Genomic DNA, 23,732 nt, shown 5'->3' on the forward strand with positions numbered 1-23,732 from the left:
ACCGGCTGCGGCGGCTATGTCGTCGGCCAGACCGTCAAGCTTCTGAAGCAGCACCACCTGCTTGAGGACACCGACGTCGTGATCTTCGACGTCCTCGGCGACGTGGTCTGCGGCGGCTTCGCGGCCCCCCTCCAACACGCCGACCGCGCGGTGATCGTCACCGCCAACGACTTCGACAGCATCTACGCGATGAACCGCATCATCGCCGCCGTGCAGGCCAAGTCCGGCAACTACAAGGTCCGCCTTGCGGGCTGCGTCGCCAACCGCTCCCGCGAGACGGACGAGATCGACCGCTACTGCGCCCGCGTCGGCTTCAACCGCCTCGCCCACATGCCCGACATCGACGCCATCCGCCGCAGCCGTCTCAAGAAGAAGACACTGTTCGAGATGGACGACGAACAGGACATCGTCACCGCCCGCGCCGAATACATCCGCTTGGCCGACGCCCTCTGGCGGTCGGTGAACGGCGAAGGCTCCACCCCGCAACCGCTGCCCGACCGCGAAATCTTCGAACTTCTGGGATTCGACTGAAATGCCCGACTACAGCCTCACCCGCGACCGGGTCGAAACTTATTTCGACCGCACCGCGACCCAGACGTGGGAGCGGCTGACCTCGCATGAAAAGGTCTCCCGCATCCGCGAGACGGTCCGCAAGGGCCGCGACCAGATGCGCGCGCTGATGCTGTCGCGCCTGCCGCAAGACCTGCGCGGCGCGCGGGTTCTGGATGCTGGCTGCGGGACCGGAGCGATGGCCTCGGAACTCGCCCTTCGTGGCGCGAAAGTCACCGCCGTCGACATCTCGCCCCAGCTGATCGACATCGCCAAGCGCCGCCTGCACCCGGCGCTCGCCGATCAGGTCGACTTCCAGTCCGGCGACATGTCCAACCCCGCCCTCGGCACCTTCGACTTCGCCCTCGCGATGGACAGCCTGATCTACTACCGCGATACCGACATCGGGCGCATCATCGACGGCCTCGCAAAGCGCACCGCGCAAAGCATCGTCTTCACCGTCGCCCCGCGCACGCCGTTCCTGATGGCCTTCTTCACCGTCGGCAAGCTCTTCCCCCGCTCCGACCGCTCGCCCACCATGATCCCGCATGACGCCGCCCGGCTGGCCAAGCACTGCCCCGGCACAGTCACGAAAATCGGCCGCATCACCTCGGGGTTCTACATCTCGGAATGTCTGGAGCACCGCTCATGATCCTCCGCAAGAAACACGTCGCCCAACTTGGCGCCCGCTGGATGCCCTTCGCCGATGCGGCGTCGGAGGATCTGCCCATCGGCCAGCTTTGGCGGCTGGCGCTGTTTCAGGTGTCCGTCGGCATGGCGCAGGTCCTGCTTCTGGGCACCCTGAACCGCGTGATGATCGTCGAGCTTTCGGTCCCCGCGATGGTCGTCGCGCTGATGATCTCGATCCCCGTCCTCGTCGCCCCCTTCCGCGCGCTGCTCGGTCACCGCTCCGACACTTACCGCTCCGCCTTGGGCTGGAAGCGCATCCCCTACCTCTGGTTCGGCTCGCTCTGGCAGATGGGCGGCCTTGCCGTCATGCCCTTCGCCCTGATCGTCCTGTCGGGCGACCAATACAAAGGCCCCGCCTGGGCTGGAGAAGCCCTTGCCGCCGTCGCCTTCCTCATGGCCGGCCTTGGCATGCACATGGTCCAGACCGCGGGCCTGGCCCTTGCGGCCGACCGTGCCAACGAAGAGACCCGCCCGCGCGTCGTCGCCATGCTGTATGTCCTTTACCTTGTCGGGATGGGCATCTCGGCCCTGATCGTCGGCTTCCTGCTGCGCAACTACGACCCGATCTGGCTGGTGCAGGTCGTGCAAGGCTGCGGGGCCCTGACCCTGATCCTGAACGTCATCGCCTTCTGGAAGCAAGAGCGCGTCAAGCCGATGTCAAAGGCCGAACGTGCAGCCCCGCGTCCCGCTTTCGGTGCCGCCTGGAAGGACCTGATGCAACAGGATGGCGCGCGTCGCCTGCTGGTCGTGGTCTTCCTGGGCACGCTGGCCTTCAACATGCAGGACGTGCTTCTGGAGCCTTACGGCGGCCAGGTTCTTGGCCTTTCCGTCTCGGCTACCACGGTCCTGACCGCCCTCTGGGCCTTGGGGGCGCTGACCGGCTTTCTCTGGGCCACCCGCCGCCTGTCGGCTGGGGCTGATCCGTACCGCCAGTCCGCCACCGGCCTGCTGGTCGGCGTCGCAGCCTTCTCGGCGGTGATCTTCGCCAGCCCGCTGGACAGCTGGGCGGTGTTCTATGCGGGCGCCTTCGCCATTGGCCTTGGCAATGGCGTCTTCGGCCTGTCCACCCTGAACGCGGCAATGGCCCGCACCCAGGGCGGGCTTGGTGCTGGCCTCATCCTCGGTGCCTGGGGCTCTGCCCAGGCCACGGCAGCGGGCCTTGCCATCCTGACCGGCGGCATCCTGCGCGACGCCGTAACCCAACTTGTCGACTCTGGCCTTCTCGGCCCGATCCACGATGTCAGCCTTGGCTACACTGTGGTCTATCATGTCGAGATCGCCTTGCTGTTCCTGACTCTCGCCGTTCTGGGCCCGCTTGTCCGTATCGGTACAACCCCATCCACACCGGACCAAGGCCAGTCGCACCTGCGGCTGACCGAATTCCCAACCTGACAACGGAGGACCCCTGAATGGTTGGTGTCAATTTCTTTGGAAACTTCGATCTGGCGAGCCTGTCGATCTGGCTCTTCTGGGGCTTTTTCGCAGTTCTGATCTACTATCTGCAGACCGAGAACATGCGCGAAGGCTACCCGCTTGAAAACGAGGACGGGACCAAGGCTGCAAACCAGGGCCCGTTCCCGGTTCCCAAGCCCAAGACCTTCCTCTTGGGACTTGGCAAGGGCACCGTGACCGTGCCTTCGGCTGAAAACGAAGCCGCCCACCGTCGCAGCGACCTGGCCCTGGCCCGGACCGCCGTCTCCGAGGGTTTCCCCCACGCGCCCACCGGCAACCCGATGCTTGACGGTGTCGGCCCGGCCTCCTGGGTTCCCCGCAAGGACGAGCCCGAGGTTGACGCCCACGGCCACGCCAAGCTGCAGCCCCTGTCCAAGGTCGACGGCATGGCCGTCAGCGCCGGGCGCGATCCGCGCGGGCTGCCGGTCCAGGCGGGCGACCTTGAGGTCGTCGGCCGGGTCAAGGACATGTGGGTCGACGTGCCGGAACAGCTGGTCCGCTATCTGGAACTGGACCTGAACTCGGGGGCCACCCGCCTTGTGCCGATGACGATGTGCAAGATCTGGGCCGACCGGGTGCGGATCAACGCCATCACCTCCGACCTCTTCGACGCGATCCCCGCGACGAAAAGCCAGACCACTGTGACCAAGCTTGAGGAAGAGAAGATCTCGGCCTATGTCGCCTCTGGCTGGATGTATGCCACAGGCCGCAAGCGCGGTCTCTGACGACGAAGGGAAGCGGCGCGCGCCCGCGCCGCTTCGTCTTACCCCAGTGACGAAAGGGTCTGCCATGTCAGACCATGACTTCGACTTCGAAAGCCAGCCCGGCTTGCCCAAACCGCTTCCCGAGGGTGAAACCCTGCTGTGGCAGGGCAGCCCCGACAGCGCCGCCCTTGCCCGCGAAGCCTTCAAGGCGAACTGGGTGCTGGGTTACCTCCTCGCCATCGCCGTCTGGCGCGCCAGCATCGCCTTTGCCGACGGCGGGTTCGCCCTGTCCGTTGCGGTCTTCCTGCCCTACCTTGCGCTTGCGCTTGTCGGCTACGGCATCGTCCGCCTTCTGGCCCGCGCTTCGGCAAAGGCCGCGATCTACTCGATCACCACCCACCGGGTGATCCTGCGCATCGGGGCCGCCTTGCAGGTCACCTGGACCGTGCCTTTCACCCAGGTCGCCTCGGCCTCGCTTTCCACCCGGCCGATGACCGGGACCGGCACTGTCGCGCTGGACCTTGTCCCCGGTCAGAACATCTCGTACCTCGCGCTCTGGCCGCACCTGCGCCCCGGCTTCGCGAAGAAGACCCAGCCCGCCTTCCGCTGCATCCCCGATGCCGCGCGGGTGGCCCGGATCCTGTCGGACGCAGCCCAGACCCGCGTCAACGAACCCGTCGTCTCCTTCGCGCCGCAAAGCGCGCTGGCCGCGGAATAGGAGGGTCCCATGTCCTACATGAAAACCCTCGCCGACCGTCCCAGCACCGAACGCGAGATGATCCCGCGCACTTTGCTGTGGGGAATGCTGGCCCTTGCCCTCTCGGCACTGGCCATCACCAGCTTTGCGGTCCTCACCGACCGCCCGGCCACCGGCAAACCGCTGGCCGGAACCGTGATCGCCGAGCGTGAGCTGATCCTGGAAGGCCGCTCGGCCCAGGCCGTCACCGTCTACTCGGCCGACGGCACCCTTCTTGCCGACATGGACCACGGCGGTTTCATCACCGTGATCCAGAACGCCATCCAGCGCGCCCGCACCGTGGCGCGTGTGGAAGGCAACCCGCCGATCAAGATCGTCAAGTATGACAACGGCCGCCTCGTGGCCGAAGACCCGGCCTCGGGGGCGTCGATCGAACTTTACGCCTTCGGTGGTGACAACAAAGCTGCCGTAGAGCGGCTTCTCGATCAAAAATAAGGGAACAAAATCATGGGTATCTTCACCAAAGCGAAGGAAATCGTGCCCTGCACCGTCGAAGTCAGCCACCGCTTCGAAAGCCTGCACGCCCACGTCCGCTTCAACAATGGCGCCGTCGTCTATCCCGGCGATGAGGTCCTGGTCCACGGCACGCCGGTCCTGGCCGCCTACGGCGAGGTCATCGTCGAGGACCGCACCGCCACCATCACCCGCGCCAGCCTTCCTGAACGGCTCTGGACCCGGATGACCGGCGACTTCGGGTTCATGGAACTGTGCGAGTTCTCCTTTTCCGAGGAGATCAAGCTGTGAACGCCACCCCGATGGACCTTTACCCGGAAAACCCGGAGGCCGACCTGATCGTCGAACCGACGGTTGACACCACCGCGATGGCGACGGAAACGACGCTGCTCAACCCGCGCTTCTACACCACCGACTTCGACGAGATGGACCGTCTCGACGTGACGCCGGTGCGCGCGGACTGGGACAAGCTGATCGCCCAGATGAAATCGGACCCGAACAAGGGTCACTTCAAGAAGACCGAGGCCTGGGACAAGGTCGACTGGGAAGGAATGCACCCGCCCCTGCGGCGTGAGTTCATCGACTTTCTGGTGTCGTCCTGCACCGCCGAATTCTCGGGCTGCGTCCTTTACAAGGAAATGAAGCGCCGCGGGTCGAACCCGGACATCTGCGAGCTGTTCAACTACATGGCCCGCGACGAGGCCCGCCACGCCGGTTTCATCAACGACGCCCTGCGTGAAGCTGGCGTTGCGGTGAACCTGGGCTTCCTGACCAAGGCCAAGAAGTACACCTACTTCCGGCCAAAGTTCATCTACTACGCCACCTACCTGTCGGAAAAGATCGGCTACGCCCGCTACATCACGATCTTCCGCCACCTTGAGGCGCACCCCGAACAGCGGTTCCACCCGATCTTCAAGTGGTTCAAGGAATGGTGCAACGACGAGTTCAGCCACGGCGAGGCCTTCGCGCTGATCATGAAGACCGACCCCAAGCTGACCAACGGCTTTGTCAACAAGCTGTGGATCAAGTTCTTCCTGACCGCAGTCTACTCGACGATGTGGGTGCGCGATCATGCCCGGCCGGAATTCCACAAGGCGCTTGGCGTCGACATCGGCTGGTATGACCAGGAGGTCTTCCGCAAGACGTCGACCATCGCCCGGCAGATCTTCCCGATGGAGCTGGACATCGACCACCCGCGCTGGATTCCAGGGTTGAAGCGGATGAACAACACCTTCATCGCGATGGACGCGGCCAAGCGGCAGGGCGGCATCGCGGGAAAGCTGAAAACCTGGGGGCTGGGCGTGAAAGCGGCCCTGACCTTCGTCAGCCTCTACACAATTCCGGTCAAGCGCCACGATCTGCCCGCCAACGTGCGGCTGGAGCCGACGTATTGACCGAACACCATCATACCACCGCTTCGGCGGCAGGTAGGATGCGGGATGGGCGCGTCCCGGCATCCTGTGCGGCATCCCTTCGGGGGTGCCGCACATGACCAATCCCTGGATCATCGCCCTTTCGGCCATCTTCCTCTGGTGGGCCTCGACCGGGCTGATCCTCTGGCGCGTGCGCAAGGCCGATCTTGGCGGACCCGATGACCATCTCTGGTCCGTCCTTCTGGGCCTGCCTTTGCTGGTTGGCGGGGCAATCGGGGCCCATGCCTCGGTGTCGCAACTGACCGTCGGCGGCGTCTACGGCGGTTTTCTCTCGGCCCTGGCCTTCTGGGGCTGGATCGAACTTGCGTTCCTGTCGGGCATCGTCACCGGCCCGCACCGCGAACCCTGCCCGCTCGGCGCGAAACTGCCGGAACGGATCTGGCGCGCCGTAGGCTCGATCCTCTGGCACGAATTTGCGCTGATCGCGGGGCTTCTTGCCTTGACCCACCTGACGATGGACGCCCCGAACCGCTTTGCGGCCCTGACCTTCGCCACGCTTTTCTTCGCCCGCGTGTCGGCCAAGCTGAACCTCTTCCTCGGCGCGCCCCGCATCAACATCGAGTTTCTGCCGCGCCCGCTGGCCCACCTGGCCAGCCACTTCCGCAAGGCACCGATGACCGCCCTCCTGCCCCTTTCCGTCGCCGCACTTGCGCTGGCGACCGGCTGGTGGGCCGCCCAGGCCGCCCACGCGACGGAAGACGCTCCCTTCATCGGCTACCTGCTGCTGGCCGTTCTCACCGCCCTTGCCCTGATCGAGCACCTCTTCATGGTGCTGCCGATCCCCGACCAGAAACTCTGGCGCTGGATGCTTCCTGAAGCCCCCACCGTCCAAGCAACGAAACAAGATACCTGACAGGAAGCAGACATGGACTTTGCCACCTATTTCCAAGACCGCCTCACCGCCCTGAAATCCGAAGGCAACTACCGCGTCTTCGCCGATCTTGAAAAACGCTGCGGCAGCTTCCCCAAGGCCGAACGCCACCGCGCCGACGGGACCAAGGAAGAGGTCACCATCTGGTGCTCGAACGACTACCTCGGCATGGGGCAACACCCCGACGTGGTGGCCGCGATGGTCGAAGCCGTGCAGACCTGCGGCACTGGCGCTGGCGGTACCCGCAACATCTCGGGCACGAACCACCACCACGTCATGCTGGAACAGGAACTTGCCGACCTGCACGGCAAGGAAGGCGCTTTGCTCTTCACCTCGGGCTACGTCTCGAACTGGGCCGCGCTGTCGACCCTTGGGTCACAGATCCCGAACGCGGTGATCCTGTCAGACGAAAAGAACCACGCCTCCATGATCGAAGGCATCCGCCACTCCCGCGCCGACAAGGTCTTGTGGAAGCACAACGACTGGCGCGACCTTGACCGCAAGCTTCACGCCGTCGGCGACCGCCCGAAGATCGTGGCCTTCGAATCCGTCTACTCGATGGACGGGGACATCGCGCCCATCCGCGAAATCGTCGAGGTCTGCGAGGCCCACGGTGCGCTCTCCTACATCGACGAGGTTCACGCCGTCGGCATGTACGGCCCCCGCGGCGGCGGCGTGTCGGAAGAACGCGGCCTGGCCCACCGGATCGACATCATCGAAGGCACCCTTGGCAAAGCCTTCGGCGTCGTCGGCGGCTACATCACCGCCAAGGCCGAGCTGATCGACTTCGTCCGCAGCTTCGCCTCCGGGTTCATCTTCACCACCGCCCTGCCGCCTGCCTGTGCGGCTGCTGCCCAGACCTCGGTCAAGCACCTGAAGGCATCGACCGAGGAACGCGCCCGGCAAAAAGCCAACGTGGCCCTCGTCCGCGCCCAGCTTGACGCCAAGGGCATCCCGCATATGCCGAACGAAAGCCACATCATCCCGGTGATGATCGGCGACCCGGTCAAATGCCGGATGATCTCGGACATGCTGATGGCCGACTGGGGCATCTACGTCCAGCCGATCAACTACCCGACCGTCCCGAAGGGTACTGAACGGCTGCGCATCACCCCCGGCCCCTTGCACTCGGCCGAGGATATCGCCCACCTCATCACCGCCCTTTCGTCCCTGTGGAGCCGCTGCGCCATCGCCCATGCCGTCGCCTGAAGCCAGATCGCGCCGAAGTGTCTAGAATCCCCTTGCCTTTTGCGCGCGGCGGCGCATCTGATGCCATCGCCAATACCCCCGGAGGAACCAATGAAACTCAAGCTTACCGCTGCCGTCCTTGCCCTGATCGCCGCCCCCGCCTTCGCGCAGGAAGCGCCCACGGGTGACGTCGCAGCCGGCGAAAAGGTCTTTGCCAAGTGCCAGACCTGCCACGTCGTTGCCAACGAAGCCGGTGAAGTGCTGGCCGGCAAGAACTCCAAGACCGGCCCGAACCTCTACGGCCTGCCCGGCCGCGTCGCCGGCACCTACCCGGAGTTCAAGTACGGCGAATCCATCGTCGCCCTGGGTGCCACGGGCTTTGCCTGGAACGAAGCCGACTTCGTCACTTACGTCGCCGACCCGGCCAAGTTCCTCAAGGAAAAGCTGGACGACAAGGGCGCCAAGTCGAAGATGAGCTTCAAGCTGCCGAAGGAAGAAGACGCCAAGAACGTCTACGCCTTCCTCGCCTCGCTGGCACCGGCCGCTGATGCCGCCGCTGCCCCGGCCGAAGGCGAAGCTGCCCCGGCCTCCAACTGATCTTGACGGCCCGCCCTGCTTTCAGGGCGGGCCGTTCGCCTTACCAGGTCCCGGTTGAGGCCATGCTAGCCCAGGGCTCCGCAGGGGCCTTCGCAGCCCCCATTTGCAGCAACTCGATCGACACGTTGTCCGGACTGCGGACAAAGGCCATGCGCCCATCGCGCGGCGGCCGGTTGATCAGCACCCCGTTCGCCTGCAGATGCTCGCAGGTCGCGTAGATGTCGTCCACCTCATAGGCCAGGTGCCCGAAGTGCCGGCTGTCCGACGGCAGCCCCTCGTCCCCATCCCAGTTGTACGTCAGTTCCACCGGGCACTCCTCCTGCCCGGGGGGTGCCATGAACACCAGCGTGAACCGCCCCTGCTCGCTTTCATGCCGGCGCGTCTCTTCCAGCCCGAGCAGCCGGTAGAACGCCATCGACTTCTCCAGATCCTTCACGCGGACCATCGTGTGCAGATACCTGATCATCTCATCCTCCATTCATTCATCTAGCGGTATCACGTGCCCTTACCGCAAGCTATAGTCACACCCGACTCGAAACCCTTATGAGGCCTGCCATGCCCCTCACTCCCGAACAGACCGCCGAGATCGAGGCCGCACGCAGCCTTCCCCGCCCCACCCTCCGCGCCGTCTCCGAAGGGATGGAGGCGCATCTCTACCGTGCCCACCCCGTCCTCGACCACGGCTTCATCCGCGTCATCGACTACATGGGCGACGACAGCGCCATCGTCCAGGCCGCCCGCGTGTCATATGGGGCGGGCACCAAGCACGTCCAGAACGACGAGGGCCTGATCCGCTACCTCATGCGCCACTGGCACTCCACCCCGTTCGAAATGTGCGAGATCAAGCTCCACGTCAAACTCCCGGTCTTCGTCGCCCGCCAGTGGATCCGCCACCGCACCGCCAACGTCAACGAATACTCCGCGCGCTACTCGATCCTCGACCGGGAGTTCTACATCCCCGACCCCGACCAGCTTGCCGCGCAAAGCATCGTCAACAACCAGGGCCGGGGCGAGGTCCTTCAGGGCGAAGAAGCCGCCCGCGTCCTCGACCTCCTGAAATCCGACGCCAACCGCGCCTATGACCATTACGAGGCGATGCTGTCCCAGGACGGCCAGCAGGGCCTCGCGCGAGAGCTTGCCCGGATGAACCTGCCCGCCAACATCTACACCCAGTGGTACTGGAAGGTCGATCTGCACAACCTCTTCCACTTCCTCCGCCTCCGCGCCGACCCCCACGCCCAATACGAAATCCGCGTCTACGCCGAGGCGATTGCGGCCTGCGTGAAGGACTGGGTCCCCCTGGCCTACGCGGCGTTCGAGGACTACCGGATGGGGGGAGTGACGCTCTCGTCGAAGGCGATTGCGGTGGTTAAGAGAATGTTAACGGGTGAGACGGTAACACAGGAGACCTCCGGCATGTCGAAAGGCGAATGGCGGGAGTTTGAAGGGATTTGGGGGTAGAAAGTGGCGGACAAGCGATTTTCATTGTTTCATTTGAGTCTCCTTCCAGTCGAACAGCTTGATTTCATGACCCTCGATATGACTCGGGAGGAGTGGCTGAGACATATCTTTTCTAGGCCCATGGAGATTACCTATCGAGCAAACGAGAGTGTCCATTGGGTCCCCAAACCCAACCCAGCATCTTCGGTATCTATAGTTGGCATCATTCAAAAGAAACGCAGCCACAGCCTTCATCGTCCACCCAGTGAAGGTGGCGCCGAGATACTAGAGAAGGAATGGCAAGGTGCCTATTCGGTCATCGATCCGACCGATCACGAAGAAGGGCAACGGATTGCAATTGAGAATGATGTTGTTGGGTTACCCGCTACCCTCCTAAGGTACATAGTAGACGAAGTGAATCGGCGCGAAGATCGGCCTTATAATATCAGGTTCGATCCAATATTTGATGGAGGCTCATTTTGGGAGTTCGCAGAAGCGAGCGGCAACATACTGGAATGGGTTCGGTTTGATTTCACAGCGCCTAATATGTGGGGTGCAAAGACTGAGCTCGACAGAGAGCTGCGGGAAACTAGAGATGAAACCGGTGCTGAGAAAGTGAAGGTTGAGTTTAGGAGCCAGCAAGGTATCAAGGCCACTGCAAAAAAATACAGCAGGGGGTGGAATACGCAGAGCGAGGTGCAGGAGACATTAGCGCAAAATCATTAACCGGTAAGAGGTACTCATCCAAGAAGAAGCAGCGCAGGTCGGCGGTGCCACCGCCCCTAGAGGAAACCGAAGACAAAGCTGGTTATTTGGCGAAGCTCTGGAAGTCTATACTTGGGAGGAAGTCAGATGATGTTTTGGCTCAGGAAGTTAAGCCAGTGGGCGTTACTTCTGATACTAAGCGTGATACTTCTGATAATTGATCACTTTTGGCCTGATGCCCTTAGCGATAAGAATTCCTTTCTTAAGGATTTTTTGGACAGCGATTTGCTATCCACGGTGGGGCTAATGACCAGCATCTCACTGGCTGGAGCAGTTCCGATCCATTTTGCACTCAACGATTACGAAACAAAGGCCGGCAGGAAGCTACCAGACACCAAAAAGGCTATTCGCCTGTCTTCCGTGACACTAATTTTGTTGTTTCTTGGAGCCCTAGTCGTGGTTATCGGTAAGCCTCTCGTCGCGGAGTCTTCGGCATGGCTGACCTACTTTAACATGGCGTCCATAGTTATTCTGGCTGCAAATGCCTCGATAATGTACGATCTTTTGTTAACTGCTCTCTCAATTCCATCTGCGCCAGATCGCAATCCATAGGTCGGGGCCTGCCCCGACTCCCTCCGTCGGCCCACGCCCCGCCCTACCACACCGCCCCGCCCGCATCGCGGTGCCATGACGAAAACGGCCACTCCCGCGGATGCCCGACCAACCCCGTCCCGGGCTTGACCCGGGACCTCGGCATCCACCAGAGACCCCGGCTCAAGGCCGGGGCGGAAACCCACCGCCCGCCCGGCCCGTGCGAAGCGTGCTCGGGCGTTCGCACCTGAAAACGTCCGCTGGACTGTTTTCGCCCCACGCGCCCCTGCGCGCGGTGCTGGTGCTCACCCTTGCCAAAACCCACATTATAATATACATTCCACCGCACATCACAGGACATGACCAAATGACCCGCCTCCTCACCCCCCACATCGCCACGATGACCGAACTGCGTGAGCCGCACAAAGTCCTGGAACGCTCGGGCGGCAAGCCGGTGGCGATCCTCAAGAACTCCGCCGTGGTGGCCTACCTCGTCCCGGAGGAAGCGGTGGACAAAACCGAGCATCGCTACGCCACGCGCGAAGAGGTGATGGAGGCGCTGGAGCGCACCCGTGCCCGCGCGCAGCCGGTGCTGGACTACCTCAAAGACAAATGAGCTTTCAGCTCCTCTCGCCCGAATGGGTTGAGGCGATCCACGATGCAATCCTGAACCCCGGCGAACTTCCCGGCCGGGCAAAGGACAAGTCGCTGGAAGCCGCCCTCGCCCGCGTCGAGAACCGCCTTGCCTATGGCATGGTCGCGGATGTCTTCGATCTGGCCGCCGCCTATGCCATGGCCATCGCGCGCGGCCACTGCTTCAATGACGGCAACAAGCGCACGGCCTATCGCACGATGCACGTCTGTCTGGAGCTGCACGGCATAACTGTCCCTTGGGAGACCGAAGAAATCGGCCAAATCATCATCCGCTGCGCGCAAGGGTTGATGGAGGACGGCGACCTGGCCGACTGGCTGCGGGACAAGGCGAAGGCTGGCTAACACACCGTTAACCACCCCCCTAACAAACCCCTAACGCCCGCGCCCAAGCCCTTGGACCCGAACGACAATCCAAAAATGTCCACCGTGGACAGAGCCCCTTGCGGCCCCGATCACCCGCCCGTCTCGACCCGGATCAGCCGCACCTGGTCGGCCGTCAGGTACCCCGTCGCCGGCTCCCCCCCGTCGGCCTGCCACTCCGCGATGGCCCGTCGCGTGCCCGGCCCGAAGGTCCCGTCGGTCCGCAGCGTCTCATACCCCAGCCGGGTCAGCCGCCGCTGCAGGTCGACCCGCTCGGTCCGGGTCAGCTCCAGCAGGCTCTCCTCCAGCGCCGCCTCGTTGTCCGCCCCCGGAGCCGGAGTGGAAGACCCCGCCTGCTGCCGGATCAGCTTGACCTGCGCCGCCGTCACGTAGCCGGTCTGGGTCTGCCGGTTCGCCCGCTGCCAGGACTTGATCGCCGCCCGGGTCTTCGCCCCCCAAAGCCCGTCTGCCACCCCGGCATCGAAGCCCAGCGCCGCCAGCTGCCGCTGGATCTCCACACGCTGCGACCGGGTCAGCTTCAGCGCCGCCTCGACCGCCACCGGGCTGGTCCCGACATCCTCGTCCTCCTCATCCGGAGGCGTCACCACCGCCCCCCGCAGCAGAAGCCGCAGTTGGGCCTCGGTCACATAGCCCGTCACCTTGTCCCCCCGGTCCCGCTGCCAGGTCGCGATGGCCGTCCGCGTGTTCCTCCCCCAGACCCCGTCGGTCCCATAGGTCCGGTAGCCCAGCCGCGTCAGTTCCCGCTGCACCGCCACCTTCTGCGAGGAGGTGATCCGCAGCCGCGCCTCGGCCTCGGCCGCCGAAGAGGCCTCTGCCGTGGCCCCAAGCCGCTCCAGCGCCCGCTCGGCGTTCACGCGGTAGGCCCCCTTGGGGAACTTTGCCAGATAGTCGCGGTAGGCGGCGGCCGTGTTCGCCTCTTGCGCCGCGATATAGGCGTTCTTGTCCAGTTCCTGCTGGATCAGCGTCTGGGCGATGCCACCGATCACGTCCTCCAGGTTCTGCGCGGGCGCAGGGGCGGTCAGGCCAAGACCGGCGGCCAAGGCAAGGGGCAAAGTGAGCGTCCGCATCGGGGCATCCTTTCCAAGAAGCGCGGCGCGGGGGCCGCTTTTGCAGGGATAACGCGCAGTTTCGGGGATGGTTGCAAGCCGGTGCTGGTCAGACCCCGCGGCCATGCTACCTTTTTCGCCGAAGGAGCCACCAATGACCCTTACCCTTTTCGCCGCCACCGCCGCCGTCTTCCTGATCCTGGACGCGATCATGCTGACGCTGGTGATGAAACCGCTCTTCACCCGCCACATCGGCCCCCTGATGGCCGAGCCGATCCGGCTTGCCCCGGCAGCGCTGTTCTACCTTGCTTACGTCGCAGGCCTTGTCTACCTCGTCTCGCTGCCCGCAATGAAGACCGGTGCGCCGATCCTGGTTCCGGCACTGATCATCGGGCTGATGGCCTATGGCACCTACGAGTTCACCTCGTGGAGCATCATGAAGGACTGGCACTGGACCATGGTCGCGACCGACACGCTTTGGGGCGGCACGCTGACGGCGGTTTCCGCCTGGGCCGGGGTGGCGATCACTCGGGCGATCCACGGCTAAGGGCCTTTGCGGCCCCCGGCTGCCCATGCTAGGCAGGGGCCAAGCCTTTGACGTGAAACGTCCCCTTGGACGGAGGGAACCCCATGATCCTTTACGGTATCTCGACCTGCGACACCTGCAAGAAAGCCCTCAAGACACTGCAAGCGGCCGGAAAGGACGTCTCCTTCCGCGACATCCGGGCCACCCCGCTGACGCAAGCCGAGGTTGACCGCATCGTGCAGGAGTTTGGCGACCTTGCGGTGAACAAACAGTCCACCACCTACCGCAGCTTCAACGATTTTCTGAAGGCATCGGACCCCGAAGCGCAGATCATGGCGCAGCCGACCGTCATGAAGCGGCCGGTCATCCAGGACGGGGATCGCTGGTTCCTGGGCTGGGACAGCGCGACCGAAGCCGCGCTGACCAGTTAGAGCAGACGCAGATCGCCGGCGGACTGCTTGCCGTCGCGGCCCGACTGCAGTTCGTAGCCGATCTTCTGGTTGTCGCTGAGACCTTTCAGCCCAGCACGTTCCACGGCCGAGATGTGGACGAACACATCCTTGCCGCCGTCATCCGGTGCGATGAAGCCATAGCCCTTGGTCGAATTGAACCACTTCACGGTGCCTGTCGGCATTCCGCTTCTCCTCTCAGAACCCCCCGCGGCGTCATTGCCGCGAGCCGTGCCACCAGGTCTTCCAAGGCTTCGTTCCGAGAGCCGGGCAGGAAATCTGTCGTCACTGCCGCGATGATGCCAAGGATTCGCCGAAAATCAAGCTGCAAGGCGAGCAGGCTCAACCCCAAGGTAGCGATCTGCCGAAAGCGGCCCCGCCCCTTTGCACAACAAAACGGCAAGCAGCAGGAACCAGAGCGCCCGCTGGTCCAGGATCAGCGCATCCGAGGCGCGGTCGAACCATGCTCCCGCCGCAGCCCCGTGGCCGATGATGTCGGTCAGGCTTTGCACCAGGACAAAGCCCATCATGCCAAGTGCCGCCAGCCGGGTCAGAAGGCCCAGCACGATCAGCACCGGCAGGACAAACTCGGCATAGCCGCCGGCCAGCACGACCAGCGCATGCCAGAGGGACAGTCCCGAGGGATCGTAGCCCACAGCCTCGAAGGCTTTGGGAAAGATCTGGGCATAGGCGCCCACCGAGGGCGAGAAGGGTCCATCGAACTTGGTCAGGGCCGAAGCCCAGAAGTAACCGAAAAGCACGCCCGCAAACACCAGCCGGGCGAGCGTCGGAAGCAGCCAGTCGGCCTGGCGGTCCAGGGCGGTGGCAAGATCGCGGTGCAGGGTCATTCCGATACTCCGATGATGGCGCGTCCCAGGATCAGAAGCCCCAGGACAGCCGCGAGGTCCGTCTCTGGCCCCGCAAGGTCAAGGCTCTCGCCCAGGGTCTGACCGGCCAGAAGCCCGCCGATGAACTCTGCCCCGCCAACGGGAAGCCGATGCGGATGCGGATCGAACTCGGGCCGCAGGATCAGCGCGGCTTCGGCCCCGGCGCGGGGGTGCGGACTGCCGTCCGGCTGATGCGCCTCCCAGATCGACACCACCGGCCAGTCCGACCGCAACAGCCGCAGCGCCGGAGCCAGGATCAGTCGCAATCCGGCAATGTCGCCCCCCAGCAGGCGCTGAAACTCGGCCTCGGGCAGCGGTGCAGCGTCAGCGGCGTGGTAGCTTTCGCGCATCGCAAGCTCCAGCCGGGCGACGTCGGGCAGGTAGCCCAGATGTGCAACCGGCGGGAACCCGGCAAGAAACGCCGGAAACTCTTCGCCATACAGCATCAGCATGCGTGACCGGGGCGGATGGGCGCGCAGGAAGACCAGCGCCATCGCCGCGAAGAACTGCTCTCCAACCAACGCGCGGACGGTGGGAAACCCCGCCTCCAGCGCCCGGGTCAGCGAGGACGCGACGTTGTTGCGGTAGACCGAAAACCGCTTCGGCGCGGGAAGACCCTCGGGATCGACCAGCCCCGGCGGCAAGGGCGCATCGGGGTTCAGCAGAGCTTCGGCAAACAAAATCTGGCTCATGCCACCGGCTCCAGAAGGCGGGCGGCGCAGGCGGCCTCGGCGGCCAGAACCGGCCAGTCGGGCACATCGTTGTCCCATTCGATCAGCGTGGGCCGTGGCCCGGCCGTACGGATCACCCGCGCGTACAGCGCCCAGACGGGGTCCAGCACTTCGGTCCCGTGGCTGTCGATCAGCAGCCGTCGCCCCTGATCGTCCTGATCCTCGTCATGGCCGCCCAGATGGATCTCGCCCACCAGATGCAGCGGGAAGGCGTCCAGATAGGCCTGTGGGTCATAATTCTGATTGGTGCCCGAGACATAGACGTTGTTCACGTCCAGAAGGAGCCCGCAGCCGGTGCGCCGCGCGATCTCGGTCAGGAACTCGACCTCGCCCATCGCCGTCTCGGCAAAGGCAATGTAAGTCGAGGGGTTCTCCAGAAGCATCCGGCGGCCCAGCACGTCCTGCACCTGGTCGATGTGGCCGCAGACCCGGGCCAGCGTCGCGGGCGTATAGGGCAAGGGCAGAAGGTCGTTCAGAAAGGCCCCGTCATGCGTCGACCAGGCCAGATGTTCCGAGAAACTGGCCGGGTTCAGCCAGCCGCACAGCTGCTTCAGCCGGTCCAGATGGTCGCGGTCCAGCGCGCCCTCGCCCCCGATCGACAGACCGACGCCATGCACCGAGATCGGAAACCGTTCCGCCAGATGCCGCAGTTGCGCCAGGGGTCGGCCCCCCGCGCCCATGTAGTTCTCGGCGTGCACTTCCAGCCAGCCGACCGGGCCGGGATCGACCATGATCGCAGAGAAATGCTGCGGCTTGTAGCCCACACCCGGCTTTGCGGGCAGCCCGTTCAGGGTCTGGTCAAACATGTTGTCCCCCGAAGAAAGGTGCCCCCGACCCTGATGGGCCGGGGGGCAAGTTGTGTCAGGCGGCCGGCAGGTCACGCTCCAGCGCGGTCAGCGAGCCCTTGCGCGCCATCCCATCGTCGCCAGCGGGCAGTTCCATCGTCTCGCAGGTGCCAGCCGGGACCAGCTTCCAGGCGTTGCCCTGGAAGTCGACTTTCGAGGTGCCCGCGCAGGTGGTGCCTTCGCCCGCCGCGCAGTCGTTCTGACCGGCCAGCGACACGCCGAAGCACTTTTCGTTTTCCTGGGCATGGGCCATCCCGGCGATGCCCGAAAGGGCCGTGGCCAGAGCGCCAGCGATGACAAGCGACTTGGACTGATAAGACATGGTGAGATCCCTTCGGTTGGTTGACCCCGGACAAGGTCCGGCGTGTGTGCTTCGGCCACTTTCAGTGCGGCGCAACATTCAGTTCGCAACCCGGCGCCAGAGATTACAAGCCACAGCCGGGACCCACGTTTTCGTGAAGAGCTTGGCAGACGCTCAAAAGGAAAAAGCCCCGACCTGTGCCGGGGCTGTCCATAGCAAGATCATGATTTGGCTTAATTTCCTGCTGGCGGCAGCGCCTCGAACCCGAAGGTCTCGACCGCCTGATCCAGAGAAATCGTTTCAGTCCGCGTCTCGCCCAGACGCCGCACTGAAACAGTTCGCGCCTCGACCTCCTGCATCCCGATGGCCAGGATCACCGGAACCTTGCCCACGGAATGTTCGCGGACCTTGTAGTTGATCTTTTCGTTGCGCACGTCCGCCTCGGCCCGGACGCCCGCCTTGCGCAGGGCCGCCACGACCTCATGCACGAAGGGGTCGGCGTCCGAGACGATGGAGGCGACGACCACCTGACGTGGGGCCAGCCAGAACGGCAGCTTGCCCGCGTAGTTTTCCAAGAGAATGCCGATGAACCGCTCGAACGAGCCCAGGACGGCGCGGTGCAGCATGTAGGGCATGTGCTTGGCCCCATCCTCGCCGACATATTCCGCGCCAAGGCGGTGCGGCAGCTGCGCATCGACCTGGAATGTCCCGCACTGCCACTGCCGCCCGATGGCGTCAGTCAGCTTGAAGTCCAGCTTCGGCCCGTAGAACGCCCCATCGCCGGGGTTGATCTCGTAGGGCAGTCCAAGGCTTTCGATAGCCCCTTGAAGCGCGCCTTCGACCTTGTCCCACTGCTCATCCGTGCCGATCCGCACTTCGGGGCGGGTGGACAGCTTGATCTCGAAGCTGTCGAAACCCAGGTCCTTGTAGACGCTGGACAGAAGCCGGATGAACCCGGCGCATTCGTCCTGAATCTGGTCTTCCGTGCAGAAGATATGCGCGTCGTCCTGGGTAAAACCGCGCACCCGCATCAGCCCGTGCATCGAGCCGGACGATTCATACCGATGGCACGACCCGAACTCTGCCAGCCGCAGGGGCAGGTCGCGGTAGGACTTCAGACCCTGGTTGAACACCTGCACATGGCAGGGGCAGTTCATCGGCTTCAGCGCGTTGATCCGCTTTTCCTTGGCGCCGTCTTCGTCAACCTCCACGATGAACATGTTCTCGCGGTAGGCCTCCCAGTGGCCCGACTTCTCCCAGAGCACCCGGTCCACGACCTGCGGCGTCTTGATCTCCTTGTAGCCCGCGCTGCGGAGACGACCCCGCATGTAATCCTCAAGCTGGCGATAGATCGTCCAGCCGTTCGGATGCCAGAAGACCATGCCGGGGGCTTCTTCCTGCAGGTGGAACAGTTCCATCTCCCGGCCCAGCTTGCGGTGGTCGCGCTTGGCGGCCTCCTCCAGCATCGTCAGGTGCGCCTTCAGATCGTCGCGGTTCTTGAACGCCACGCCGTAGATGCGCTGCAACATGGGACGTGAGGCATCGCCCAGCCAGTAGGCCCCCGCCACATGCGTCAGCTTGAAGGCATCCGCCGGAACCTGCCCCGTGTGCTGCAGATGCGGCCCCCGGCACAGGTCCTGCCAAGGCCCGTGCCAGTACATCCGCAGGTCCTCGCCTTCGGGGATGCGGTCGATCAGCTCCAGCTTGAACGGTTCCTGCCGCCCCCGGTAGTATTCCACCGCCTTCTCGCGCGGCCAAACCTCGGTGCGAACCGGCTCACGCGCGTTGATGATCTGCTTCATCTTCGCTTCGATCTGGCCCAGGTCTTCAGGAGTAAACGGCTCTTCCCGGTCAAAGTCGTAGAACCAGCCGTAATCCCGCACCGGACCGATCGTCACCTTCACATCCGGCCAGATCTCCTGCACCGCGCGCGCCATGATATGCGCCAGGTCGTGCCGGATCAGCTCCAGCGCCGCCACGTCATCCTTCATCGTGTTCAGGCTGATCGTCGCGTCACCCGTGATCGGCCACTGCATGTCCCAGTGCTTGCCGTTCACCTGCGCCGAGATCGACGCCTTTGCCAGCGACGGCGCAATGCTCGCCGCCACTTCGGCAGGCGTGATCCCTGCGTCATAGACACGCGTGTTGCCGTCGGGAAATGTCAGGGAAATCTGGGCCATCGGCCGTCTCCTCGTCAGTTTGGCGCCTACGAAACGCCCGGTTGCGGGTTATGTCGGCACGGTTTCTGCCCCCGCACCGGGCCGAAGTCAAGCCATGCGCGGTTCTTCGCCCGCCAGTTGCGCATGCCCTGACGAAACGCCCCGACGATTGCTATCTTTCACCCATGACAACCTTCCTGACCACCCCGCAAGGCCGCCACATCGCCTATCACCAGACCCCCGGCAAAGGCCCGGGCGTGGTCTTCCTGGGCGGATTCCGCTCTGACATGACCGGCTCCAAAGCCCAAGCCCTGCAATCCTGGGCCGAGGCGACGGGCCGCGCCTTCCTGCGCTTCGACTATTCCGGCCACGGCCAGTCGCACGGCGCCTTCGTCGATGGTGCCATCACCGACTGGCGCGAAGACGCGGCCGCCGTCATCGAGGTCCTCACCGAAGGCCCGCAGATCCTGGTCGGCTCTTCGATGGGCGGCTGGATCGCGCTCCTCCTGGCCCGCGACATGCCCGACCGCGTCGCGGGATTCATCGGCATCGCCGCCGCCCCCGACTTCACCGAACGGATGTGGGAGGCCGAGTTCACCCTCGCTGAACGCACCACGCTTCTTGAGGACGGCCTCTTCCTGCGCCCCTCGGACTATTCCGACGACCCCTACCCGATCACCCTTCGCCTGATCGAGGATGGCCGCCACAATCTGGTGATGAACGGCCCCCTGCCGCTGCACATGCCGGTGCGCCTCCTGCAAGGCAGCGCCGACACCGACGTGCCCCCCACGGTGGCCATTTCGCTTTTCCACCAGATCGCCAGCCCCGACCTGCGGCTGACCTTGGTCAAGGATGCCGACCACCGGTTTTCGACCCCGCCCTGCCTTGCGATGATCACCGAAGCGATCGAGGACGTGCTCCGCGCGCGCGAGGCGTTGCCCGTGGACGAAGCGCCCGGATTGAAGGTATCGAACATCCGCTGATGTGGCCTTTCCGCCGATCCGGCCCCGGCTGGCGGAAAACCGGGTTTGAAACCAGTGGGTTGTAGGCTAAGCTTGACGCAACAATAAGAAAGCCGCTTGCACAAACCCTGCGCAGAAGGCCCCGCCCGTGAACATGCTCGTCCTGCGAAACCCACTCCCACCCGAGCCGCTGGTCCTGGTCCCCGGCTTCATGGCGGATGCCCGCAGCTTCATGCCGCAGCTTGCGCGGTTCGGCGCGGACCGGCCGGTGATCGTGCTCAGCCCCGGCCTTGGCGACAGCATCGAGAAGATCACCGCCGACATCGCCCCCCACCTGCCGCCCCGCTTTGCGCTGATCGCCCACGGCCTGGGCGGCAACATCGCCATCGAGATCCTGCGCAAGCGGCCCGATGCCGTCACCCGCATCGCGCTCATCTCTACCGACCCGCTGCCGGACAGCCCCCCTGTCGCCGCCGAGCGTGAGGCGCTTCTGGTTGCCGCCAAGACCGGGAACCTGGCCGCCTGCATGGCGCAGCTGCTGCCGACAGGGGCCCTGCATGACGCGCCCTGGCGGGATGAAGTCATGGCGCTGGTGATGGACATGGCGGAAACCCTGGGTCCGATCCAGTTCCAGCGGCACCTGAGGGTTCTGCAACGGCGACCCGACCAGCAGAAGACCCTGCGCAAGGTGCATGTGCCGACAATGATCATCGCGGGCGAAAGCGACACCCTCGTTCCCCGCCGCCGGGCCGAGTTCCTGGCCGCGATGATGCCTCAGGGCTGTCTCGAGATCATCGCCGAGGCCGGGCACCTGCCCCAGCTGGAACAGCCCGAGGCGGTGACAAAGCTGCTGCAGACATTCCTTGCAGGCCGCCTGCCGACGCTGATGCTCAGGTAGTCACCCCCGCACGTGTGCCCAGCGAGGAGCGACGACGTCGACGACGAGCGGCGTTCGGGCCTACTGCTGCGCCGAGGCCAAAGCGATCTTCGCCTTGGGCTTGCCCGCTGCGCGGTCGATGAAGCTAAGCACCAGTGGGCGGATGTTCAACCGCCAGCTTTTTCCGGCAAAGATGCCATAGTGGCCCGCGCCGGGTTCCAGGTGGTGACCCTTCTTGTCGTCCGACAAGCCCGTCAACAGGTTCAGCGCCGCAACGCATTGGCCGGGTGCCGAGATGTCGTCATTGGCACCTTCGACCGTCATCACCGAAACCTTGGTGATGGCGCCCATGTCGACCTTGCGGCCCGCCACCACGAACTCGTTCAGGGCGATCTCGCGGTTCTTGAAGATACGTTCCACCGTCGACAGGTAGAATTCCGCCGTCATGTCCATCACGGCCAGGTATTCGTCGTAGAAGCGGTTGTGCGCATCGTGATCCGACGCCTCACCGCGGGAGGCGCGCATGATCTGCTCGGTAAACGCCTTGCCGTGCCGTTCGGCGTTCATGGTGATGAAGCTTTGCAGCTGCAACAAGCCCGGATAGACCAGCCGCCCCGCGCCCTTGTATTTGAAGCCGACGCGCTGGATCGCAAGGTGTTCAAGCTGGCCCATCGTCACCCGGCGGCCAAAGTCCGTGACCTCGGTCGCAGCGGCATCGGGGTCGACCGGCCCGCCGATCAGGATCAGCGATTTCGGCTGCGCGTCCGGGTCTTCGGCGGCCAGATAGGCGGTCGCAGCCAGGGTCAGCGGCACCGGCTGGCAGACCGCGATCACATGCGTGTCGGGGCCCATGACCTTCATGAACTCGGCCAGGTAAAGCGTATAGTCCTCGACGTCGAACTTGCCCGCGCTGACCGGAATGTCGCGCGCATTGTGCCAATCCGTCACATAAACGTCGGCATCGGGCAGCAAGGATGCAACCGTGGACCGCAGGAGCGTCGCATAGTGACCCGACATCGGCGCGACCAGCAGAACCTTGCGCGCCATCGGCGACCGGCGGCGGACGAAGAACTGCACCAGGTTGCCGAAGGGTTTCTCGACGATGTTCTTCACGTCGACCAGGTGGTCCTGCCCGTCCGGCCCCACGATCGACCGGATGCCCCAGTCGGGCTTGGCGATCATCCGGCTGAAGCTGCGTTCCGTCACATCGCCCCAGGCAGCCATCAGCGGCAGCATCGGATTCATCGACATCGCGAAGGCCGGGTAGCTGGCAAAGGCCCTGGCCGAAGCACCCATCCACTCATAGGTGTTGCGGGTGCTTTCCATCAGGTCATAGGTGAACATATACTTCATTACAGCTCCTTGCCCCGGGCGGGCGGATGTCGCATGGCGGCGCAGGGAACGCATCGTTATGCTGCACAGCGGCGACGATAAGGGGGAATGATTAGCATGACAACAGAAGACAGCACCCCCGAGACCAAAGCAGCACTCGCCAAGGCCGAGCGTCTGAACGCTAACCTCGCAAAGGTTGAGGAGTTGTCAAAGCGCCTGACCGCCGCGATGACGCATCGCCGTCAGGTCGACCCCTCGCTGCACGGCCCCGCGCCGGACGTCTACATGAAGGCCGCCGCCGCCTATTTCGCCGAGATGGTCTCGAACCCCGCGAAGGTGGTCGAGCATCAGGTGAACTACTGGGGCAAGACGCTGAAACATTATGTCGAGGCGCAACAGACCCTTGCGAAGGGTGAGTTCAAGGCGCCGCCCGACCCGAACCCCAAGGACCGCCGCTTCCAGAACCCCCTGTGGGAAACGCATCCCTTCTTCAACTACCTCAAGCAGCAGTATCAGCTGAACTCGGAAGCGATCAGCAGCGCGGTCGGCGACATGGAAAGCCTGGACCCGGGCGACCGCAAGCGGGTGGAGTATTTCACGAAACAGATTGTCGACATGTTCAGCCCGACCAATTTCCTTGGCACCAACCCCGAGGCGCTGGAAAAGGCCGTTGAAACTGACGGCGAATCCCTCGTCCAGGGCCTGGAAAATCTGGTCCGCGACATCGAGTCGAACCAGGGCGATCTCTTGGTGACGCTGGCCGACAAGGAGGCGTTCCACGTCGGCCAGAACATCGCCACCACGCCAGGCGAAGTCGTCTACCGCAACCGGATGCTGGAACTGATCCAATACGCGCCGACCACGGAGCATGTCCACAATACCCCGCTTCTGGTCTTCCCACCCTGGATCAACAAGTTCTACGTCATGGACCTCAAGCCCGCGAATTCGCTGATCAAGTGGATCGTGGACCAGGGTTTCACCCTTTTCGTCGTCTCCTGGGTCAACCCCGACGCCTCATACGCCGGGACCGCGATGGACCAGCACCTGCACACCAACACCGGCGCCGCGATCCTGCTGGCGCAAGCGCTGCACGAACACCTGCAGGACAGCGGGCGCGACGGCGCGGTGGTCAACCTGCTGGACCAGAAGCTC

Annotated in this window: 28 protein-coding genes and 2 pseudogenes; 21 read left to right on the forward strand and 9 right to left on the reverse strand. The window is 64.1% G+C overall.

Features of this window, described 5'->3' with window-relative positions:
* From chlL to U1E69_RS20720, 11 genes and pseudogenes are all read left to right on the forward strand, one after another.
* Positions 1-531: pseudogene (chlL, locus tag U1E69_RS20670) on the forward strand (ferredoxin:protochlorophyllide reductase (ATP-dependent) iron-sulfur ATP-binding protein); the annotation flags it as partial.
* Between the two features lies 1 nt (position 532).
* A complete protein-coding gene (gene bchM, locus U1E69_RS20675) occupies positions 533-1,201 on the forward strand; it encodes a magnesium protoporphyrin IX methyltransferase (protein WP_322246292.1) in 669 nt (222 codons plus the stop codon).
* Positions 1,198-2,631 carry a PucC family protein gene (locus U1E69_RS20680; RefSeq protein WP_322246293.1) on the forward strand — a complete coding sequence of 478 codons (1,434 nt, stop codon included), beginning with the start codon at positions 1,198-1,200 and terminating at the stop codon, positions 2,629-2,631. The genes bchM and U1E69_RS20680 overlap by 4 nt, the downstream gene beginning before the upstream one ends.
* Positions 2,632-2,648: 17 nt before the next feature.
* On the forward strand, positions 2,649-3,416 hold the full coding sequence (gene puhA, locus U1E69_RS20685) for a photosynthetic reaction center subunit H (protein ID WP_322246294.1): 768 nt from the start codon (positions 2,649-2,651) through the stop codon (positions 3,414-3,416).
* A gap of 64 nt (positions 3,417-3,480) precedes the next feature.
* Positions 3,481-4,113, forward strand: a complete 633-nt coding sequence (puhB, locus tag U1E69_RS20690) for a photosynthetic complex putative assembly protein PuhB (protein WP_322246295.1) — start codon at positions 3,481-3,483, stop codon at positions 4,111-4,113.
* 9 nt (positions 4,114-4,122) lie between these two features.
* Positions 4,123-4,587, forward strand: coding sequence for a photosynthetic complex assembly protein PuhC (puhC, locus tag U1E69_RS20695; RefSeq protein WP_322246296.1), 465 nt, complete (start codon positions 4,123-4,125; stop codon positions 4,585-4,587).
* 12 nt (positions 4,588-4,599) lie between these two features.
* A complete protein-coding gene (locus U1E69_RS20700) occupies positions 4,600-4,896 on the forward strand; it encodes a hypothetical protein (RefSeq protein WP_322246297.1) in 297 nt (98 codons plus the stop codon).
* Positions 4,897-4,907: 11 nt separating this feature from the next.
* Entirely contained in the window at positions 4,908-5,999 is a 1,092-nt protein-coding gene (gene acsF / locus U1E69_RS20705; RefSeq protein WP_322246317.1) for a magnesium-protoporphyrin IX monomethyl ester (oxidative) cyclase, read from the forward strand.
* Positions 6,000-6,093: 94 nt separating this feature from the next.
* Positions 6,094-6,891 (forward strand): putative photosynthetic complex assembly protein PuhE, encoded by a 798-nt coding sequence (puhE, locus tag U1E69_RS20710; RefSeq protein WP_322246298.1) that lies wholly within the window; start codon positions 6,094-6,096, stop codon positions 6,889-6,891.
* 12 nt (positions 6,892-6,903) lie between these two features.
* Positions 6,904-8,118 carry a 5-aminolevulinate synthase gene (gene hemA, locus U1E69_RS20715; protein ID WP_322246299.1) on the forward strand — a complete coding sequence of 405 codons (1,215 nt, stop codon included), beginning with the start codon at positions 6,904-6,906 and terminating at the stop codon, positions 8,116-8,118.
* Positions 8,119-8,208: 90 nt separating this feature from the next.
* Positions 8,209-8,694 carry a c-type cytochrome gene (locus tag U1E69_RS20720; RefSeq protein WP_322246300.1) on the forward strand — a complete coding sequence of 162 codons (486 nt, stop codon included), beginning with the start codon at positions 8,209-8,211 and terminating at the stop codon, positions 8,692-8,694.
* Between the two features lie 40 nt (positions 8,695-8,734).
* Here U1E69_RS20720 and U1E69_RS20725 read toward each other — a convergent pair whose 3' ends face one another.
* Positions 8,735-9,160, reverse strand: a complete 426-nt coding sequence (locus U1E69_RS20725; protein ID WP_322246301.1) for a VOC family protein — start codon at positions 9,158-9,160, stop codon at positions 8,735-8,737.
* An 89-nt stretch (positions 9,161-9,249) separates the two neighbouring features.
* Here U1E69_RS20725 and thyX point away from each other — a divergent pair, with 89 nt between their 5' ends.
* The 5 genes from thyX (at position 9,250) to U1E69_RS20750 (ending at position 12,426) form a co-directional block, all read left to right on the forward strand.
* Positions 9,250-10,155: an FAD-dependent thymidylate synthase gene (gene thyX, locus U1E69_RS20730; protein ID WP_322246302.1), complete on the forward strand. Its 906-nt coding sequence runs from the start codon at positions 9,250-9,252 to the stop codon at positions 10,153-10,155.
* Between the two features lie 66 nt (positions 10,156-10,221).
* Entirely contained in the window at positions 10,222-10,860 is a 639-nt protein-coding gene (locus tag U1E69_RS20735; RefSeq protein WP_322246303.1) for a hypothetical protein, read from the forward strand.
* 126 nt (positions 10,861-10,986) lie between these two features.
* Positions 10,987-11,451 carry a hypothetical protein gene (locus U1E69_RS20740; RefSeq protein WP_322246304.1) on the forward strand — a complete coding sequence of 155 codons (465 nt, stop codon included), beginning with the start codon at positions 10,987-10,989 and terminating at the stop codon, positions 11,449-11,451.
* 346 nt (positions 11,452-11,797) lie between these two features.
* Positions 11,798-12,046 (forward strand): hypothetical protein, encoded by a 249-nt coding sequence (locus tag U1E69_RS20745; RefSeq protein WP_322246305.1) that lies wholly within the window; start codon positions 11,798-11,800, stop codon positions 12,044-12,046.
* Positions 12,043-12,426 carry a type II toxin-antitoxin system death-on-curing family toxin gene (locus U1E69_RS20750; RefSeq protein WP_322246306.1) on the forward strand — a complete coding sequence of 128 codons (384 nt, stop codon included), beginning with the start codon at positions 12,043-12,045 and terminating at the stop codon, positions 12,424-12,426. Before U1E69_RS20745 ends, U1E69_RS20750 begins: the two co-directional genes overlap by 4 nt.
* A gap of 110 nt (positions 12,427-12,536) precedes the next feature.
* On the opposite strand, the gene U1E69_RS20755 is transcribed toward U1E69_RS20750, so the two are convergent.
* On the reverse strand, positions 12,537-13,532 hold the full coding sequence (locus U1E69_RS20755) for a peptidoglycan-binding protein (RefSeq protein WP_322246307.1): 996 nt from the start codon (positions 13,530-13,532) through the stop codon (positions 12,537-12,539).
* 133 nt (positions 13,533-13,665) lie between these two features.
* Between U1E69_RS20755 and U1E69_RS20760 the strand changes: the two genes are divergently transcribed.
* Together U1E69_RS20760 and U1E69_RS20765 are read left to right on the forward strand one after the other, a co-directional pair.
* Positions 13,666-14,058 carry a DUF2177 family protein gene (locus U1E69_RS20760; RefSeq protein WP_322246308.1) on the forward strand — a complete coding sequence of 131 codons (393 nt, stop codon included), beginning with the start codon at positions 13,666-13,668 and terminating at the stop codon, positions 14,056-14,058.
* 83 nt (positions 14,059-14,141) lie between these two features.
* Positions 14,142-14,468, forward strand: coding sequence for an arsenate reductase family protein (locus tag U1E69_RS20765; RefSeq protein ID WP_322246309.1), 327 nt, complete (start codon positions 14,142-14,144; stop codon positions 14,466-14,468).
* Here U1E69_RS20765 and U1E69_RS20770 read toward each other — a convergent pair.
* The 6 genes from U1E69_RS20770 to thrS all read right to left on the reverse strand — a co-directional run bounded on the left by U1E69_RS20770 (position 14,465) and on the right by thrS (position 19,430).
* Positions 14,465-14,671 carry a cold-shock protein gene (locus U1E69_RS20770; protein WP_128514143.1) on the reverse strand — a complete coding sequence of 69 codons (207 nt, stop codon included), beginning with the start codon at positions 14,669-14,671 and terminating at the stop codon, positions 14,465-14,467. The two genes, U1E69_RS20765 and U1E69_RS20770, sit on opposite strands and share 4 nt — an antisense overlap.
* Positions 14,672-14,806: 135 nt before the next feature.
* Complete coding sequence (locus U1E69_RS20775; RefSeq protein WP_322246310.1) at positions 14,807-15,334, reverse strand: DoxX family protein; 528 nt, start codon at positions 15,332-15,334, stop codon at positions 14,807-14,809.
* On the reverse strand, positions 15,331-16,065 hold the full coding sequence (locus U1E69_RS20780) for a DNA-binding domain-containing protein (RefSeq protein WP_322246311.1): 735 nt from the start codon (positions 16,063-16,065) through the stop codon (positions 15,331-15,333). Before U1E69_RS20780 ends, U1E69_RS20775 begins: the two co-directional genes overlap by 4 nt.
* The gene (locus tag U1E69_RS20785) at positions 16,062-16,910 is read right to left on the reverse strand and encodes a DUF692 domain-containing protein (RefSeq protein WP_322246312.1); all 849 of its coding nucleotides are present in this window, start codon (positions 16,908-16,910) and stop codon (positions 16,062-16,064) included. The genes U1E69_RS20780 and U1E69_RS20785 overlap by 4 nt, the downstream gene beginning before the upstream one ends.
* A gap of 55 nt (positions 16,911-16,965) precedes the next feature.
* A complete protein-coding gene (locus U1E69_RS20790) occupies positions 16,966-17,271 on the reverse strand; it encodes a DUF2282 domain-containing protein (protein WP_322246313.1) in 306 nt (101 codons plus the stop codon).
* Positions 17,272-17,483: 212 nt separating this feature from the next.
* Positions 17,484-19,430: a threonine--tRNA ligase gene (thrS, locus tag U1E69_RS20795; RefSeq protein ID WP_322246314.1), complete on the reverse strand. Its 1,947-nt coding sequence runs from the start codon at positions 19,428-19,430 to the stop codon at positions 17,484-17,486.
* Positions 19,431-19,594: 164 nt separating this feature from the next.
* Between thrS and U1E69_RS20800 the strand changes: the two genes are divergently transcribed.
* Together U1E69_RS20800 and U1E69_RS20805 are read left to right on the forward strand one after the other, a co-directional pair.
* Positions 19,595-20,392, forward strand: a complete 798-nt coding sequence (locus tag U1E69_RS20800) for an alpha/beta hydrolase (protein ID WP_322246315.1) — start codon at positions 19,595-19,597, stop codon at positions 20,390-20,392.
* 133 nt (positions 20,393-20,525) lie between these two features.
* Positions 20,526-21,269, forward strand: a complete 744-nt coding sequence (locus U1E69_RS20805; protein WP_322246318.1) for an alpha/beta hydrolase — start codon at positions 20,526-20,528, stop codon at positions 21,267-21,269.
* A gap of 60 nt (positions 21,270-21,329) precedes the next feature.
* Here the strand turns inward: U1E69_RS20805 and phaZ are convergent, their stop codons facing one another.
* Positions 21,330-22,601 carry a polyhydroxyalkanoate depolymerase gene (gene phaZ, locus U1E69_RS20810; RefSeq protein WP_322246316.1) on the reverse strand — a complete coding sequence of 424 codons (1,272 nt, stop codon included), beginning with the start codon at positions 22,599-22,601 and terminating at the stop codon, positions 21,330-21,332.
* Between the two features lie 96 nt (positions 22,602-22,697).
* Here phaZ and U1E69_RS20815 point away from each other — a divergent pair.
* Positions 22,698-23,732 (forward strand): annotated as a pseudogene (locus U1E69_RS20815) (class I poly(R)-hydroxyalkanoic acid synthase); the annotation flags it as partial.

Source organism: Tabrizicola sp. (genome assembly GCF_034366665.1).
Lineage (GTDB): Bacteria > Pseudomonadota > Alphaproteobacteria > Rhodobacterales > Rhodobacteraceae > Tabrizicola.